The 15,576-nt window shown below is 41.9% G+C and carries 16 protein-coding genes; 2 read left to right on the forward strand and 14 right to left on the reverse strand.

Going from position 1 to position 15,576, the window contains the following annotated elements; translation table 11 throughout:
* The first annotated feature begins 403 nt into the window (after window positions 1-403).
* A complete protein-coding gene (gene birA, locus AC4HAL_RS03440) occupies window positions 404-1,348 on the forward strand; it encodes a bifunctional biotin--[acetyl-CoA-carboxylase] ligase/biotin operon repressor BirA (protein ID WP_491092995.1) in 945 nt (314 codons plus the stop codon).
* Here the strand turns inward: birA and AC4HAL_RS03445 are convergent.
* From AC4HAL_RS03445 to udk, 10 genes are all read right to left on the reverse strand, one after another.
* The gene (locus tag AC4HAL_RS03445) at window positions 1,323-1,538 is read right to left on the reverse strand and encodes a DUF3272 family protein (protein ID WP_491092996.1); all 216 of its coding nucleotides are present in this window, start codon (window positions 1,536-1,538) and stop codon (window positions 1,323-1,325) included. The two genes, birA and AC4HAL_RS03445, sit on opposite strands and share 26 nt — an antisense overlap.
* An 80-nt stretch (window positions 1,539-1,618) precedes the next feature.
* Window positions 1,619-3,292 (reverse strand): DNA polymerase III subunit gamma/tau, encoded by a 1,674-nt coding sequence (gene dnaX / locus AC4HAL_RS03450; RefSeq protein WP_491092997.1) that lies wholly within the window; start codon window positions 3,290-3,292, stop codon window positions 1,619-1,621.
* Window positions 3,292-3,789, reverse strand: coding sequence for a GAF domain-containing protein (locus tag AC4HAL_RS03455; RefSeq protein WP_447451211.1), 498 nt, complete (start codon window positions 3,787-3,789; stop codon window positions 3,292-3,294). The genes dnaX and AC4HAL_RS03455 overlap by 1 nt, the downstream gene beginning before the upstream one ends.
* A gap of 499 nt (window positions 3,790-4,288) precedes the next feature.
* Entirely contained in the window at window positions 4,289-5,074 is a 786-nt protein-coding gene (locus AC4HAL_RS03460) for an L-threonylcarbamoyladenylate synthase (RefSeq protein ID WP_491092998.1), read from the reverse strand.
* A 102-nt stretch (window positions 5,075-5,176) separates the two neighbouring features.
* Window positions 5,177-5,770 carry a 3-isopropylmalate dehydratase small subunit gene (gene leuD, locus AC4HAL_RS03465; RefSeq protein WP_491092999.1) on the reverse strand — a complete coding sequence of 198 codons (594 nt, stop codon included), beginning with the start codon at window positions 5,768-5,770 and terminating at the stop codon, window positions 5,177-5,179.
* A 37-nt stretch (window positions 5,771-5,807) separates the two neighbouring features.
* The gene (leuC, locus tag AC4HAL_RS03470) at window positions 5,808-7,196 is read right to left on the reverse strand and encodes a 3-isopropylmalate dehydratase large subunit (protein ID WP_491093000.1); all 1,389 of its coding nucleotides are present in this window, start codon (window positions 7,194-7,196) and stop codon (window positions 5,808-5,810) included.
* A 1-nt stretch (window position 7,197) separates the two neighbouring features.
* Complete coding sequence (locus tag AC4HAL_RS03475) at window positions 7,198-7,467, reverse strand: DUF1294 domain-containing protein (RefSeq protein ID WP_491093001.1); 270 nt, start codon at window positions 7,465-7,467, stop codon at window positions 7,198-7,200.
* Between the two features lie 4 nt (window positions 7,468-7,471).
* The gene (gene leuB / locus AC4HAL_RS03480) at window positions 7,472-8,509 is read right to left on the reverse strand and encodes a 3-isopropylmalate dehydrogenase (RefSeq protein WP_491093002.1); all 1,038 of its coding nucleotides are present in this window, start codon (window positions 8,507-8,509) and stop codon (window positions 7,472-7,474) included.
* A 12-nt stretch (window positions 8,510-8,521) separates the two neighbouring features.
* Window positions 8,522-10,075, reverse strand: a complete 1,554-nt coding sequence (locus AC4HAL_RS03485; protein ID WP_491093003.1) for a 2-isopropylmalate synthase — start codon at window positions 10,073-10,075, stop codon at window positions 8,522-8,524.
* Window positions 10,076-10,602: 527 nt separating this feature from the next.
* The gene (gene udk / locus AC4HAL_RS03490; RefSeq protein ID WP_447451204.1) at window positions 10,603-11,226 is read right to left on the reverse strand and encodes a uridine kinase; all 624 of its coding nucleotides are present in this window, start codon (window positions 11,224-11,226) and stop codon (window positions 10,603-10,605) included.
* Between the two features lie 96 nt (window positions 11,227-11,322).
* On the opposite strand from udk, the gene AC4HAL_RS03495 reads away from it, so the two are divergent.
* Window positions 11,323-12,405 (forward strand): DEAD/DEAH box helicase, encoded by a 1,083-nt coding sequence (locus tag AC4HAL_RS03495; RefSeq protein WP_491093004.1) that lies wholly within the window; start codon window positions 11,323-11,325, stop codon window positions 12,403-12,405.
* An 18-nt stretch (window positions 12,406-12,423) separates the two neighbouring features.
* Here the strand turns inward: AC4HAL_RS03495 and AC4HAL_RS03500 are convergent, their stop codons facing one another.
* The 4 genes from AC4HAL_RS03500 to AC4HAL_RS03515 form a co-directional block, all read right to left on the reverse strand.
* Complete coding sequence (locus AC4HAL_RS03500; RefSeq protein WP_491093005.1) at window positions 12,424-12,660, reverse strand: hypothetical protein; 237 nt, start codon at window positions 12,658-12,660, stop codon at window positions 12,424-12,426.
* A 344-nt stretch (window positions 12,661-13,004) separates the two neighbouring features.
* On the reverse strand, window positions 13,005-13,343 hold the full coding sequence (locus tag AC4HAL_RS03505) for a YlbF/YmcA family competence regulator (protein WP_491093006.1): 339 nt from the start codon (window positions 13,341-13,343) through the stop codon (window positions 13,005-13,007).
* Between the two features lie 13 nt (window positions 13,344-13,356).
* On the reverse strand, window positions 13,357-14,463 hold the full coding sequence (locus AC4HAL_RS03510; RefSeq protein ID WP_491093064.1) for a prephenate dehydrogenase: 1,107 nt from the start codon (window positions 14,461-14,463) through the stop codon (window positions 13,357-13,359).
* A 19-nt stretch (window positions 14,464-14,482) separates the two neighbouring features.
* The gene (locus AC4HAL_RS03515; RefSeq protein ID WP_491093007.1) at window positions 14,483-15,541 is read right to left on the reverse strand and encodes a bifunctional transcriptional activator/DNA repair enzyme AdaA; all 1,059 of its coding nucleotides are present in this window, start codon (window positions 15,539-15,541) and stop codon (window positions 14,483-14,485) included.
* Between the last annotated feature and the right edge of the window lie 35 nt (window positions 15,542-15,576).

Here is a 15,576-nt window from a genome sequence, read left to right on the forward strand (position 1 = left end):
ATAGTGGCTATACTAATCAACTGTGCGGAGGTGGGACGACAAAATCGAAATCGCAATTTTATTACGATTGACCGATTTTTGTCCCACTCTTTTTTGTCGAGTTACAAAGAACTGGCCCTGATAACGTACAACAGCTGCTAAGCTATAACTTAGAAATCCTCAGGCCACCTTTTCGGGACTCACTAACTCCATCATTTTAGCACAAAAGACAGGAAGTTCCTATTTTTTTTCACAATACTCACTAAATAACTTTATTTAATGACTTAAAACAGCTTCTAAGACTAACCGGTTTATGATACAATCATAGAAAATAGAGACCGAGAGTCAGAGTATCAAATGAATAATTCTTAACTATTTTAAATAAACTGAAATACATCAGACAATCAACCACGAAGGAAATTCTATGAAAACTTATGAAAAGCTCTATCATTTATTATTAGCACAAAATAATAATTTCATCAGTGGCGAACAGCTAGCACAGAAGCTAGCTGTTTCTCGGACAGCCGTTTGGAAATCTATCAAAACTCTTGAGAGCAAGGGACTAGTTATCGATTCCTTAAAAACCCGAGGCTATCGCCTAGTTCAGGGTGATCTACTTCTACCAGAGGTCATCGCACAAGCAACGGGAATAGCTGTCCACCTTAAAGAAGACTCCGCTTCCACTCAGGAGGATGCTAAAGAAGGGATACAAAAGGGACAATCTTCCCCCGCTCTTTATATAGCCCCTAATCAACAATCTGCACATGGCCGCTTTGAACGTCCCTTCTTCTCCCCAGAAAATGGTGGTATCTACATGTCTCTCCACCTCCAGCCTAATATTACTTATGACAAAGCACCAGCCTACACTCTCATGACAGCTGCGAGTATTGTCAAAGCTATTTCTAGGCTCAGTGGCAAGGACTGCCAAATTAAATGGGTTAATGATATTTATCTAGAGCAAAAAAAACTAGCAGGTATCTTAACAGAAGCTATTACCTCTATTGAGACAGGTTTAGTAACTGATGTTATCATCGGTGTTGGCTTAAACTTTTTTGTCCCCCAGTTTCCAGCTGATCTGACTGAAAAAGCCGGCAGCCTTTTTACCAGCCAGCCTGACATTAGTCGAAACCAACTGATTGGGGAAATTTGGAAGACCTTCTTTGAAACGCCAGAAAAAGATCTCCTCAAAGTCTATAAAGAAAAATCACTCGTTCTAGGTAAACGAGTGTCCTTTGTAGAAAATCATGTTAGCTATGCAGGCCTAGCTCGTGACCTTACAGACAGTGGACAGCTAGTCGTACAACTGGATAATGGCAAAGACAAAGTCCTAAATTCTGGTGAAATCAGTCTTTCTTCTTGGGAGACTTAGGAAGGGACTTGAGCAATTCTTTAAGGAGCCGATCAGCCAGATAGGCATTTTGTAAATTACGTATTAGTAGGAAAGCCCAAAAGGCAGCTATCCAAAAATGTCCTGTCAGCAGAGCATCACTGAAAAAATAGCTTTCCAGTGCACACCATAAAGCCATGCTGGTAAACTGTAATCTATTCATATACTTCATTATAGCAAAAAACCATCCAACTGGGTGGTTTTTTGCACAGAAAGAAAATTATAACTATTTAGTGACAATATCCTTCCTTTTTAATCTTCTTCAATATCAATCTTGCTAGAGAGAAATTCGAAACCATCCGGAATAAGTCCTTCTTGCGGAGTTTCTTCTTCTACTGCTGTTTCTTCCTTTGAACCTCGCATTTTTTGAGCAAATTCTGTACGAATTTCTTCAAAATCAGCTTTTGGCACTGCCATGATTTGGGGCGAGAAGCCGGCAGCCTGACTCATGATATTGCCAAAGACAGTATTTAAATCTGTCCTTTTCATAGCCTGTTCAGCATTGAAGGCAGCCTGAAAGGCTAAGATTGCATTCTCACTATTGGCTAAAACAGGCTCCGATCCCAGCAACAAAGCTCTATCCTGCGGACCAATAGAATCCAAAATTTCATTCCAAGAGCTTTTTAAAGCATCCAAATACTGGCGAGACTGTTGACTATCTGCTACAGTTTCTTCCATTATGGTCAAAATCTTAGCCTTATCAACCTTAAAGGTGAAGCTTGTCTTAACCCTGGGCTTACTAATCAAAGCAGGAAGAGCCGTGTCTGCTTGAGCTACCTGCTCCTTGAGCTGGGCAACTTCTTGTCTTAACTGTTTAAGTTCGACTTCTAACTCTTCTGAGATGTCAGTCCTATCAGAATGTTGGACATGTTCAGCTAGTCTCATCGTTAGCATTTCTGCATAGATCTTAGGCTGAGTGCCATTCTTAATTTCAGGCAGATAGTCTGTTACTGTCTCAATCATAGCAAAAACACGTTCTTGAGGAAGAGCTGTATTAGCCTGAAAGACTCGGCTAGTTCGTTGAACCTCTCCTCCTACCTGAACCATAAGTATATCTCGTAGGTAACCTAGCAGGTCTGTAGCGAGGCGACTCATACTCTTACCACTGTCAAAAATGACTTGCAAGTTTTCCAAAGCAGCTAAACTATCGTGCTCTGCCAACTTAGCGACATAATCATCTAGAGCTTGCTGGCCGACACTGCCTGTAATTTCCTCGGCAATAGCTTCAGTTATTTGGTTGTCAGTAGATAAGCTTAGGGCTTGATCCAGAATTGACAAAGCATCCCGCATCCCGCCCTCAGCTTGGCGGGCAATCAGTGTCAGTGCTTCATGTTCATAGGCAATCTTTTCACGCTCTAAAATATCGGACAGATGCTGACGGATAGCTACCTGTTTGATAGCCTTAAACTCAAAACGCTGAACTCGAGACAGAATAGTTGCGGGAATCTTATGCAATTCCGTAGTAGCTAGAATAAAGACAACATTCTCAGTCGGCTCCTCTAAAGTCTTAAGTAAAGCATTGAAAGCCCCTGTTGAAAGCATGTGAACTTCATCAATAATATAGACCTTGTGGGTTGCTCGGCTCGGCGCATAAGTTGACTTATCGCGAATTTCCCGAATCTCATCAACACCATTATTAGAAGCGGCATCAATTTCAATGACATCTTCCAAACTGCCTTCTGTAATATCGCGGCAGATATCACAGGTGTTGCAGGGCTCGCCATCCACCTGATTAGGGCAATTCATGGCCTTAGCAAAAATTTTAGCAACACTGGTCTTACCGGTTCCGCGGGGACCTGAGAAGAGATAAGCATGGCTGATTTTCCCAGAAGCTACGGCCTGCTTAAGCGTTGTTGCCACTACTTCTTGTCCAATTAGTTCACCAAAGCTCTGGCTGCGGTATTTACGATAAAGCGCCTGATACATTACTTTCCAACTCCAAACATGGCAAAATCCCATTCTGTCTTATCCACAAGAATGGCAACAAACCTCTCCAGATAGTCCTGATCAATTTCATCGTAATCACTGACAAGCGAAGAGTCGAGGTCTAAAACACCTAATAAGCGGTCCTTATGGTACATGGGAACAACAATTTCTGACATGGCAGCCGAATCACAAGCAATATAATTAGCATGCTTGGTTACATCTTGAACAAGCAAAGTTTCATTTTTTTGAGCAGCTTCGCCACAAACCCCTTTTCCAAGAGCGATATGAACACAGGAAACATGTCCTTGAAAAGGGCCTAAAATCAACTCACTACCATCATACAGATAGAATCCCGTAAAGACCGAGTTAGGCAGTCCCTGACGCAGGAGAGCCGAGGCGTTGGCCAGATTAGCAAGGGCGTTAGTTTCACCTTCTAATAAGGCTTCTAACTGCGCTAAAAGTAAATCGTATTGTGATTTTTTTTCTACATTTGTCATAGGGTTATTATACCAAAAAAGACTGAGCCGAGCGAATTTAGAGGTGCAAAAGAAAAGGAAAACTCTTGAAACCTGCTGGCGCTAGACAGGAAAATCGAGCCTTTGAATTTTAGTTTTGACACTAGATCAGCAAATAATCCCCCTTCAGTAAAGACACTAAAATTTGACAGCCATAATGCTTTTATATCATTGCTTTATGAGCTTAATAAGGCTGTCTTATTTCTTATTTTTGCTTTTTAAGGACGTCATGTCCTACTTTATTAAATTTAAAATAAATTCCCTTGCAAAAATAGTCTGTCTCAAAAATCAAAATTTCCAAAGGGCTTCTATTTTTCTGTCGGAAATTGTCCCCAGCAAAGTCCTTATTGCTATCTTATTCAATTAAACTCAAACGGCACAACTGAGTGAAAAAGAAAAATCCACCTAGAATTTCCAAGAATCCACTGGTGAATTTCCCAATTTCATTTTACTTGCCGTGAAAAGGTTCGTGTAAATCTAATTAATAATATTCGCCTTGGCGATAATTCCATGAGTTAAAGATATCTGATAAGTTCATCATGATCTTATCAATGTCCAGACCTTTGCGAATAACGACAGGACAGTTGTCAATTGAGCGACTGCCCTCACCTTGTTCAGGGATCAACTTACCATCTTTATCCACCATAGACACCATGACTCCTTGTTCATAGCGGGTTTCAATTGTCTTATCCGGTTGGATTGAAGCTACATAGTCATCAGCCTCAATAACCAAGTCGACTGACGATTCAATGCGTTCACCAATTCCTTCGACTTTACCGCGGTTACCCTTACCTGATGGGTTAGCAGATGAGGCATAAACCATCTTGCCTTCTTTTTCCCACATTTCTTTGGCAATCTGCTCACCTGCAACACCAAACTTGATGACAAAACATGAGGTACCACGGCTGTCAGTCATTAACTCTTCACGCCCATCACCAAAGGCTTGGAGCTTAGCGTAAGCATCTTCACGCCATGGAAGGATACAACCCAGAAGGATATCTTCATCCCAATGTTTTTGGTAGAAGCGTTCAATTTCAGGTGTTAATTGTGCAAGAGCACGAAGTTCGTCCATACTGCCGCAAAGGACAACTCCTGGTTTATTGCGATTACGGTTTTTAGCTTCAAACTTGCGTTCCAAACCAGCCTTATCACTGGTCATAATGATGTAACCAACCTTTGTTGGGGTTACAATACAACCACCATCGCCTTTAAGAATTTCAAGGCCTTCTTGGTTAAGGCTTCCATCCCATTGAACATGTTTAGTCATAAAATAGTTTCTCCATCTAAATCAATTATCGACCTGACCATTTTAGCATGAAACAGGTCCTTTTTCAAGTAATTTTCTGAATTTTCAAATACCAATTCTGATTCAACCTTGCCAGTAACTCGGACGATTTCTCTCGTATTCAGCAATCAACTCTTCGTACTGAAGTGTAATACCGATATCGTCCAGCCCATTTAGGAGTTTGTGTTTCCAATCACCATCGATCCCAAAGCTGAACTCACCGACGGGGGAATTGATCTTTTGTTCATAGAGATCAACCGTCACTTCATCCGTCGGAGACAGTTCTGCTAGTTTTTGGCGAACCTCAAGTGGCTGAACGATAGGCAAAATTCCATTGTTGAGGTCGTTGTTGTAGTGAATATCACCGAATGAGCCGGCGATAATCACTTTAAAACCATAATCAGCCAAGGCCCAGGCCGCGTGCTCACGCGATGACCCAGCACCAAAGTTGTCCCCTGTGATCAGGATTGTCGCCTTGCGGTAGGGGGCAGTGTTGAATACAAAGTCCGGATTTTCTGTGTAGTTATCATCTAGATAACGCCACTCATACATGAGGTACTTACCAAAACCTTTCTTATCAATCAGCTTGAGGAATTGCTTGGGAAGTATTTGGTCAGTATCAATATTATCATTCATTAAAGGAACTGTTGTCCCTGTATAGACTGTAAATTTTTCCATAAATTTATTATTTGCTGGTTTTTAGCCAGCCCATCCTTTACTGTGCTTCTGGAAGTTGACGGACATCGACAAAACGACCTGCAATTGCAGCTGCAGCCGCCATAGCAGGGCTACAGAGATGAGTTCTAGCGCCTACACCCTGACGATCCTCAAAGTTACGGTTGCTGGTTGATGCTGCATGAACTCCAGATGGGACCTTGTCAGGGTTCATCCCCAAACACATCGAACAGCCTGGATCGCGCCATTCAAAACCAGCATCCATAAAAATTTTATCCAGACCTAGATCTTCTGCCGCTCGCTTAACTGGCCGTGACCCTGGAACCACAATAGCCGTTAGATTCGGAGCAATATGTTTACCCTTAACAAAATCTGCCGCTACCTTGAGGTCGCTGAGACGGGCGTTAGTACAAGAACCCAAAAAAACATACCCGAGCTCAATATCTTTAATGTGTTCACCTGGTTTAAGATCCATATAATTATAGGCACGCTCATCATTCATATCACGAATCTCAGGGAAAGGTTGGTCATAAGCCACACCCATGGATGGATTAGTGCCCCAGGTTACCATAGGGGCAAGCTCTGAAACATCCACCTCAATGATTTTGTCATATTTAGCATCAGGATCTGATACTAAAGTCTTCCAATCCGCTACAGCTGCTTCAAAATCTTCACCTTGAGGTGCTTCTGGACGCCCCTTGACGTAATCAAAAGTAGTTTGATCTGGATTCATAATCCCCATCTTAGAGCCAAATTCAATAGACATGTTGCAGATGGTCATACGTTCTTCCATGCTCAAAGCCTCTACGGCTTCACCAACATACTCAACAACATGGCCGACACCGACGGCTACCCCATACTGGGCAATAAGAGCTAGAACATAGTCTTTCGAATAAACGCCCTTTTGCGGCTTCCCGATAAAGCGGACCAAAAGTTTCTTAGGCTTTACCTGCCAGATGGTTTGGGTCGCAAAAACATGCTCAACCTCGGTCGTACCGATACCAAAGCCAATGGCACCAAAAGCGCCATGAGTAGCTGTGTGGCTATCACCACAGACGATAAACTTCCCAGGCTGAGTACGGCCGCTTTCTGGCCCAACCATATGGACAATCCCCTGATTTTCGGAGCCATGAGGGGCGTGGGGAATCCCAAATTCTTTAACATTACGCGCCAAGGCATCCATTTGGGCTTTGGAAATAGCGTCACGAATATCATAAATATTAACTGTCGGCACATTATGATCAAAGGTTCCAAAAGTCAAATTCGGCCGGCGCACTTGACGATCAGCTTCGCGCAGGCCATCAAAGGCCTGGGGACTAGTTACTTCATGGATATAATGCTGATCCACATACATCAGCTGGGGCTCACCTTCATGTCCCGTAATGACATGACGTTCCCATACCTTATCAAATATTGATTTTCCACTCATTTTACATACTCCATAGGACATAAATAATCACTGCGTCAATAAGCAGTCCCAAATACCAACAAATTCTAAAATACCATTTTAAGATTTTGTGACGAAAGAGTCTGGCAGCTAGATAGGAGCCGATGCCTGCTCCTGTTAAGCTCATAAAGAGCAAGCTCCTTTCAGAAATTCGCCAGTCCCCTCTTACAGCACGCCTTTTGTCCAAACCGTAAAGAATAAAAGCAATGATGTTCCATGCCAATAAGAGGCCAGCAACAGTAACAATAACCATACTTTTACAGGTTAGCGACAATGGCAGCTGTCATCTGAGCCGTATCGGCATTACCACCTAAATCACGCGTAAAAATACCTTGAGCAAGAGTCTTATCCACTGCTGCTTCAATCATCTCGGCTCCCTTTATCTCACCAAAAGAATCCCGCAGCATCATAGCGACAGATAAAATCATGCTGATTGGATTAGCAATCCCCTGACCAGCAATGTCGGGCGCTGACCCATGGATGGGCTCATAGAGGCTAGGACCATTTTCTGAATGGCTAGCCGATGGCATAACACCAAGTGTCCCAGGTAGGACACTGGATTCATCAGAAAGAATATCACCAAACAGATTTTCCGTTACAACCACATCGAAGCGGGCAGGATCAGTAATCATCAGCATGGCTGCACTGTCCACTAACTGATGCTCCAGCCTAACATCAGGATAATCTTTGGCAAGATCATCAGCCACTTTACGCCAAAGCTTAGAGGTCGCAAGCACATTTTGTTTGTCAATACTGGTTACTTTTTTACTGCGGTTTCGTGCGATATCAAAGGCTTTGCGCAGAATACGACGGATTTCTTCTTCTGAATAATCATTGATATCACGCGCTTTTGCTTCCTCAAGAATGTGTTCCCCAAAGTAGATTCCACCCGTCAGCTCGCGTACTACAACAAAATCAACACCTGCAATACGCTCGGGTTTAAGAGGAGATAGATGCTTGAGCGCATCAAAAATTTTTACCGGACGGATATTAGCAAATAGATTAAGCTCCTTACGCAGGGCTAATAACCCCTGTTCCGGTCGGACAGGTGCTGTATCATATTGAGGGGCACCAATAGCAGCTAAGAGGATAGCATCTGCCTGACGGCTGGCTGCAAGGGTCTCTTCCGGCAATGGCTGCCCCTTAGCATCAATGCCAGCACCACCAAAGAATTGAGCGTCAATGTTGTAAGCAAAGTCTATTTTATGAGCAACAGCTTCAAGAACCTTCAATCCGGCAGCCATAATTTCAGGACCAATACCATCACCAGCTAGAGTTACAATGTTTTTCGTCATACTATCTCCCTTTTACATGTCTTTTTCTGACAGACGCCGGCCAATTTCTCCAGCATTTTCCTTTTGAACAAAGACATTGGCATTCACATAAGCTATACTACTAGCCTTCATAACATCAAAATCAATACCAGAGGCGTTGAAAATCGTACCCGTATCAACATTCTCAACAGAAACTGAAACACGAGCTTGAGCATCAATACCATCTGTGATGGCATCAATACTGTAGCTGAGTAGTTTAACGGTTTGATTAAAGAACTTATCAATAGCATTAAAGGCGGCCTCAACAGAACCCTTGCCATTAGCAACGACATCAACCTGCTCGTCGTCGATGTTGGTCATGGTTACGACGGCTGTTACAGTATCATCATTGTTTGAGGTTAATTTCAGATCATCAAAATGGAAGCCTTCCGGATTAGCAACATCGTTGCCTTCCACTAGGGCGATGATGTCTGCATCTCGGATATCGTGCTTCTTATCTGCTAATTTTTTAAATTTGGCAAAGAAGGTGGTAATTTCCTCTTCAGCAAAATCCAGCTCCAACTCTTTGAGTTTCTCAACAAATGCATGACGGCCTGACAACTTACCAAGCGGCAGGGAGCTTTGCTTAACCCCAACCAGCTCAGGGGTAATGATTTCATAGGTCAATGGATTCTTAAGCACACCATCTTGATGAATGCCAGATTCATGAGAGAAAGCATTGCCACCGACCACAGATTTGTTTTTAGGTACAGGGATACCTGAGAAGCGCGATACTATAGCAGAAGTATTCACTGTTTCATTAAGAATAATATCGCTAGTTACATTAAAATAATCTTTACGAATATTAAGGGCTACTGCAACTTCCTCTAGCGCTACATTCCCTGCTCGCTCTCCAATACCATTGATAGTCCCTTCAACTCGACCGGCTCCATTTTTAATAGCAGCCAAGGTATTGGCTGTAGCCATACCGAGATCATCATGGCAATGGGGACTAAAAATGATATCGCGATCAGACTTGATATTTTCAATGAGGTATTCAAAAATATGTCCAAATTCGGTCGGTGTCGTGAACCCCACAGTATCCGGAATATTGATGTAGGTTGCTCCAGCATCTACGGCAGTCTGTACTACCTCCAAAAGATAATCCAGCTCCGTTCGTGTGGCGTCTTCTGGTGAGAACTCCACGACATCAAAATACTGGCGAGCATAGGAAACGTGCTCCTTAATGACGTCCAAAATTTCTTCTTTAGATTTTTTCAGCTTAAATTCACGATGGATAGGACTTGTCGCAATAAAGACATGGCACTGAGGATATTTCGCATCTTTCAAGGCCTCATAGCAAGCATCAATATCCGACTTAACTGAACGAGCCAAACCTGTTACAGCTGTAGTTGTCATGGCAGCTGCAATCTGTTTAACAGCTTCAAAAGAATCCGGACTAGCTGCAGGGAATCCTGCTTCAATAGCAGAAATGCCCCATTTTTCCAGCTGCTTAGCAATAGCTACCTTTTCTTTTACTGAAAAGTTAACCCCTGGAGTTTGTTCACCATCGCGCAGGGTGGTGTCAAGAAATTCTACTTTATGCATAGACTTACCTCTCTTTTTAATAAATCAGTAAAACGCACCTTAAGCTCTCCGTATGAAATTAAGTTCATTAAAATTTACCCTTATTTTCACCCTTTTGGTACTTTTTAAGGATGAGATGCTTACTGGCCTGTTTTTTTAATAAGATAAATAAAAACACCTCGCACCAAGCGAGATGTTTTCATGAATCCCGCTTGGTAAGCCAAACAGGACTAATGCTTTTGCACTAGCCCTCATTCCTCAACAACAAGACTGTCATAGGTTGTGAGATCATTTGACTTTTTCCCTTCGATGTTTCTTGCTTAATATCCTATCCTATTCTAAAAGGAAAGTCAAGTGTTTTTAGAAATTTTCTGAAAAATCGGATAATTATATCTCGATAAAAGTTCCAAAATAAAGCTAGCGACTGGCAAATATTTCAAACATCTAGGTGCGAAGGTGTGTATAGCTATCACAAACCGTTTAACAGACAGAGGGTCTCTAAAGTTAACAGCTTTCCAATAAGATCGCACCTTGTCCGCTGTTAATAGTTAGTTACCCAAGATACTGGCAATCTTAGTATTGATAAGGTCGATAGCCACAAGGTTTGATACTCCTTCTGGGATAACAATATCAGCATAGCGCTTTGTCGGCTCAATGAACTGGTGGTACATGGGCTTGACCACACTGGTATATTGTTCAATGATACTATCTAAACTGCGGTCGCGCTCTTCCATATCCCGTTTAATACGGCGAATGATACGAATATCATCATCTGTATCAACGAAAAGTTTAATATCCATGAGATTTCGCAAGCGTTCATCCTCTAATACTAGAATCCCCTCCACGATAAAAACATCCTGCGGCTCTTGCCGATAGGTTTGCTCACTGCGTGTATGCTGGGTATAATCGTAAATCGGTATATCTACTGGTCGCCCCGCCTGTAGTTCTCTGATATGTTCAATCATAAGGTCAGTATCAAAAGCCAGAGGATGGTCGTAATTAGTTGAAACTCGTTCTTCAAAGGTCAGATGAGACTGATCCTTATAATAGGAATCATGCTCAATCATCGCAATTTTAGAATCGGGAAAGTGATTCAAAATCGCTCGTGAAACACTGGTTTTTCCACCACCAGAACCACCAGTGACGCCAATAATAATCGTTTTTTTGCGCATGCTTTTCTCCAAAACTTTTAATTAAAAATCAACTTCCCTATTATACCCTAAAAGATGGTATAATTAAAGCCGACATTAAAGAATAAAGGAAGTATAATGACCATCAAACTCCCACTAGTACTGCAAGAAAAGTGTCAGCAAAAAGATATCACTGATTGGACATCTATCCAGAAGCAAGCGTTTCAGCCGATAAAGAGCGGTGCTAACTTTTTAGGAATCAGCCCAACTGGAACGGGAAAAACCCTAGCCTACCTTCTGCCGCTCCTCTTAAAAATAGATAGACTAAAAAGTCAACAAGTCTTAATTTTAGCACCAAACACTGAGTTGGCTGGACAGATTTTTGAGGTTGTCAAAGACTGGGCAGAACCTGTAAAGATTTCCGCCCAGCTTTTCATCTCTGGTTCCAGTCAAAAAAGACAGATTGAACGCCTCAAAAAGGGACCGCAGATTTTAATTGGCACTTCAGGACGAGTTTTAGAATTGATCAGGCTGAAAAAAATCAAGATGATGAATGTAGACACCATCGTCTTGGATGAGTTTGACGAACTCCTTAGTGATTCCCAATACCAATTTGTCAGTAAGATTTCCCACTATGTCCCTCGCCAGCACCAGATGATTTACATGAGTGCGACGTCTAAAATTGATCGGCAGGAGCTGGCTGAGGATACTCTGGAGATCAATCTGAGTGATCAAAGTCTAGACAATATTCATCACTATTATCTCCAAGTAGATAAACGTCAACGCCTAGAAATCCTGCGCAAGCTGTCCAATATTCCCGAATTTCGAGCCTTGGTTTTTTTCAATAACCTCTCCGACTTAGGAGCCAGTGAAGAACGCTTACAATTTAATGGTGCTTCTGCAGTTTCTTTGGCTAGCGACGTTAATGTCAAGTTCCGAAAAATTATCTTGGAGCGCTTCAAAAATCAGGAGATTTCCTTGCTATTGGCTACAGATCTAGTAGCACGTGGTATTGACATTGAGAATCTAGAAACCGTTATCAATTTCGATCTTCCTCGGAATAAAGATGTCTACACCCACCGGTCAGGACGCACCGGGCGAATGGGTAAGAATGGTACAGTAATCACCTTTATTAGCCATCCAGAGGACTTAAAAAAACTGAAAAAATTTGCAAAGGTTCAAGAAATTAGTTTGAAAGATCAGACCTTTTATATTAAATAGCCTTAACTTTTTCCTGTCTTAATAGGTATCACAGATCTTGATCACTCTTCTCGACCAAGATCTGTGAGCCAGATAAGGGGGCTCTGTAGCAAAAGAAGCTGGGCGAAACTCGTCCAGTATTTTTGTTTTAGAATAAACTCTTACCCCTACACAGGTCATTGGTTGCTTTAGCACCACTGAACCACTGCTGGCTGGCTTTCCTTGTACCACAAGATCAAAGGAAAAACCTAAACGACTGCAATGAACATCGTTCATCTCATTTTCAACCTCCAAAGGCTCCCCGAACCTTATGGGGTGGCTACTGTTCGTCTTATCTCTACTTTTACAGTTGGTTAGGATAACCGCTATCACTTGTATAGCAGGGGATAAGGATATCCAACCAACCACTGCGCTTAGCAAATAAAATTGACCAATAAATAAGGCTGAGAACTTTTGTCTCAACCTCGGGAAATAGAACTGGCAAAGCAAGCAAGTGTTAAAAACAGTCTGAGGCTAGACTGTTTCAGGCAACAACTAAAAATGAACATTTGTTGATAGCCCTTTTGTTATTTTTGGGTTGATCCCACTCCCTTTTCTTATATAAGTTAGTATTTCCTTCGCTAATTTAGATCCCTTAGAGGCGAGAAGACAATTTTCTCAATATCATTAAGATAAACTGACAGAGCTTGCTGTGCCTCAAGATAAGATTTCAAAAGGCTATTGCCTTCAAGCTTTTGTCCAAGTTCTTCAATCTTTTTTTGATCTGATTCACTAGGCATTTGACCAGACTGCATAGCAGTGTAAAGTTGTTCTTGAAGGGCTGAAAACTCTGTAAATAAAGTTTTTGCTTCCTCATTAGCATCAATTTGGGCTTTCTGGTCAACTAGAGTTTGGTATTCCGGTAGCGCACGAATGCCACGTTCAAGTTCATTGGCTAAGTCATAAATATTTGCAGTCATTTCTGTTTTCTCCTCAATCTATCGTTACTGTATAGTCTGAACCTTTATTAATAAGAATCAGGGCCTGTTCTTGGTCTTTTTGATTTTTAAAGGTGATCTGTAAGATACCATTGATATCTTCTCGGTTTTCCTCATTGATACGAATATTCATGACGGAAATGCCACGCAGCAGTTCCATAACTCTTAAAATGCTGTCTTCTTCATCGGGAATGGTAACATAGAGGTCAAAACCACTGTCTACCCCACCTTTTTTATGGATTTCCATAGCTTTACGGGTCAAGCGAGCCTGATTAAAAAATTGCCAAATTGCCTCTTCATCGCCTTTTTCAATACGATCTGCTACTGTATCCAAGCGTTGTTTAAAGTCAGCAATCCGACCGAGAACGGCCTCTTTATTAGTCAGCAGAATACTGCTCCACATTCCAGGTTCACTTTCAGCAATCCGAGTCATATCCCGAAAACCACCAGCAGCAAAATGATTCGTCATCTCATGATCTTGCGCATAATCCCCAGCTTGCTCCATAAGACTGGCAGCCAAAACATGGGGAAAGTGGGAAATTTGACTCGTCACACAGTCATGCTCCTCAGCATCTATCTCGATAAAACGCGCATGCAGACCACTTAATATCTTCTTTAGGTCAATAATCGTTTGCGGTCGGGTTAAAGCAGTAGGCGTGAAGATATAATAAGCATTTTCAAAGAGGTTGATATCCGCCGCAATAGCTCCAGATTTATGTGAACCAGCCATAGGATGAGAACCTACAAATTGGACTGGACAATTGGCTAAATAAGATTCAGCAGCAGCAACGATATCTCTCTTAGTTGAGCCGGCATCTGTGATAATCACATTGTCCTTAAGTCTCAGTTCAGCTAATTCCTTAATAAAACCAATCGTTTGCTTAATGGGAACAGCTAGAATAATGATATCTGCTCTTGGTGCAAATTCAGCAAAATTTGCTGTTGCCTCATCGACTATACCGCGCTCCAGAGCAACGTTACGAGATTTATCTGAGCGATTGTAGCCCAAAACAGTGTAGTCAGGGTGACCACGTTTGATGCCTAGAGCAATTGAACCGCCAATCAGTCCAAGGCCGGCTATATAAATTGTTTTCGTCATGATTCCCCCTTTTTTCTGTTTCCTAATGCTTACTACTTATTATTTTTTGTTCCAATTCCAAAAGGTATCGCTTACGCTCAATACCACCGCCATAACCGCCTAAATCACCATTTGCAGCAATGACGCGATGGCAAGGAATCAAAATTGAAATTTGATTGGCACCGTTGGCATTCCCAACTGCCCTTACTTTATCAGAACCACCTAGAGACAGGGCCAAATCCTTATAAGACCTTGTTTCACCTACAGGAATTTCCTGCAGCAGTTTCCAAACTGAACGCTGAAAGCCTGTCCCTCTTTGATATAGTGGAATTGTGAAATCAGCAGAAAGCCCTTTAAAATAGTCCTCTAATTCTTTTTTTAACTGCTCTAAGATCATGTTGTGACCATGAATGATACGAGCATTTTGTTGCCGACGCAATTTTTCAAGTTCTTTTTCCAAGCCCCTGCGATTATCAAATTCTAAGAGGTAAAGATAGTTGTCATCAGCAAGAGCAAGCATGCGACCTATTGGAGTCATGATAAAAGAGGCGGTGATAACTATAACATCCGTTTTTTTAGCAGGGTTCCCCATAATTTTCGTAAAAGCATCATTAAAGCCACTAGATGATTGGTAACCCATTGCTAGCTGCTGGTCAATAACTTTTGAGCCTTCTTGGATTTCTTTGAAAGCTAATCCCATTCGACGAGATCTGGCATACTGCACAAAGGTCATGTGATAATAATCTTTAAATTTTCGTCTTGCTGTAGCAGAATGTAACCCCAGCTCTCTAAAGTCTTCTTCCCGCCAATGTTTTTCTGGGTCGCTTTCTACCGCATCCACTAAAACCTTTATATCATCAGGTATTTGTTGGGGATAAGACAAAGGACAGCAGATTTTACAGGGACGATATCCCGCAAGCAAGGCCTCTTCAGCAGTGCGATAAAAAAGACAATTTTCAAATTTGGGTTTTCTAGCACGGCAAGTCGCATGGCAAAAGACACCTGTCGTTTTGATAGCTGCAAAAAAGATGCCATCAAATTGTATGTCTCGTTCAACAAGGGCACGGTAATAGCGATGGGTTAAAGTGTTATCGGTAATCATTAATCAAACTCCTTCAGCTGTACGATCATTTTATT

It is taken from the genome of Streptococcus sp. ELY_125 (assembly GCF_058314535.1).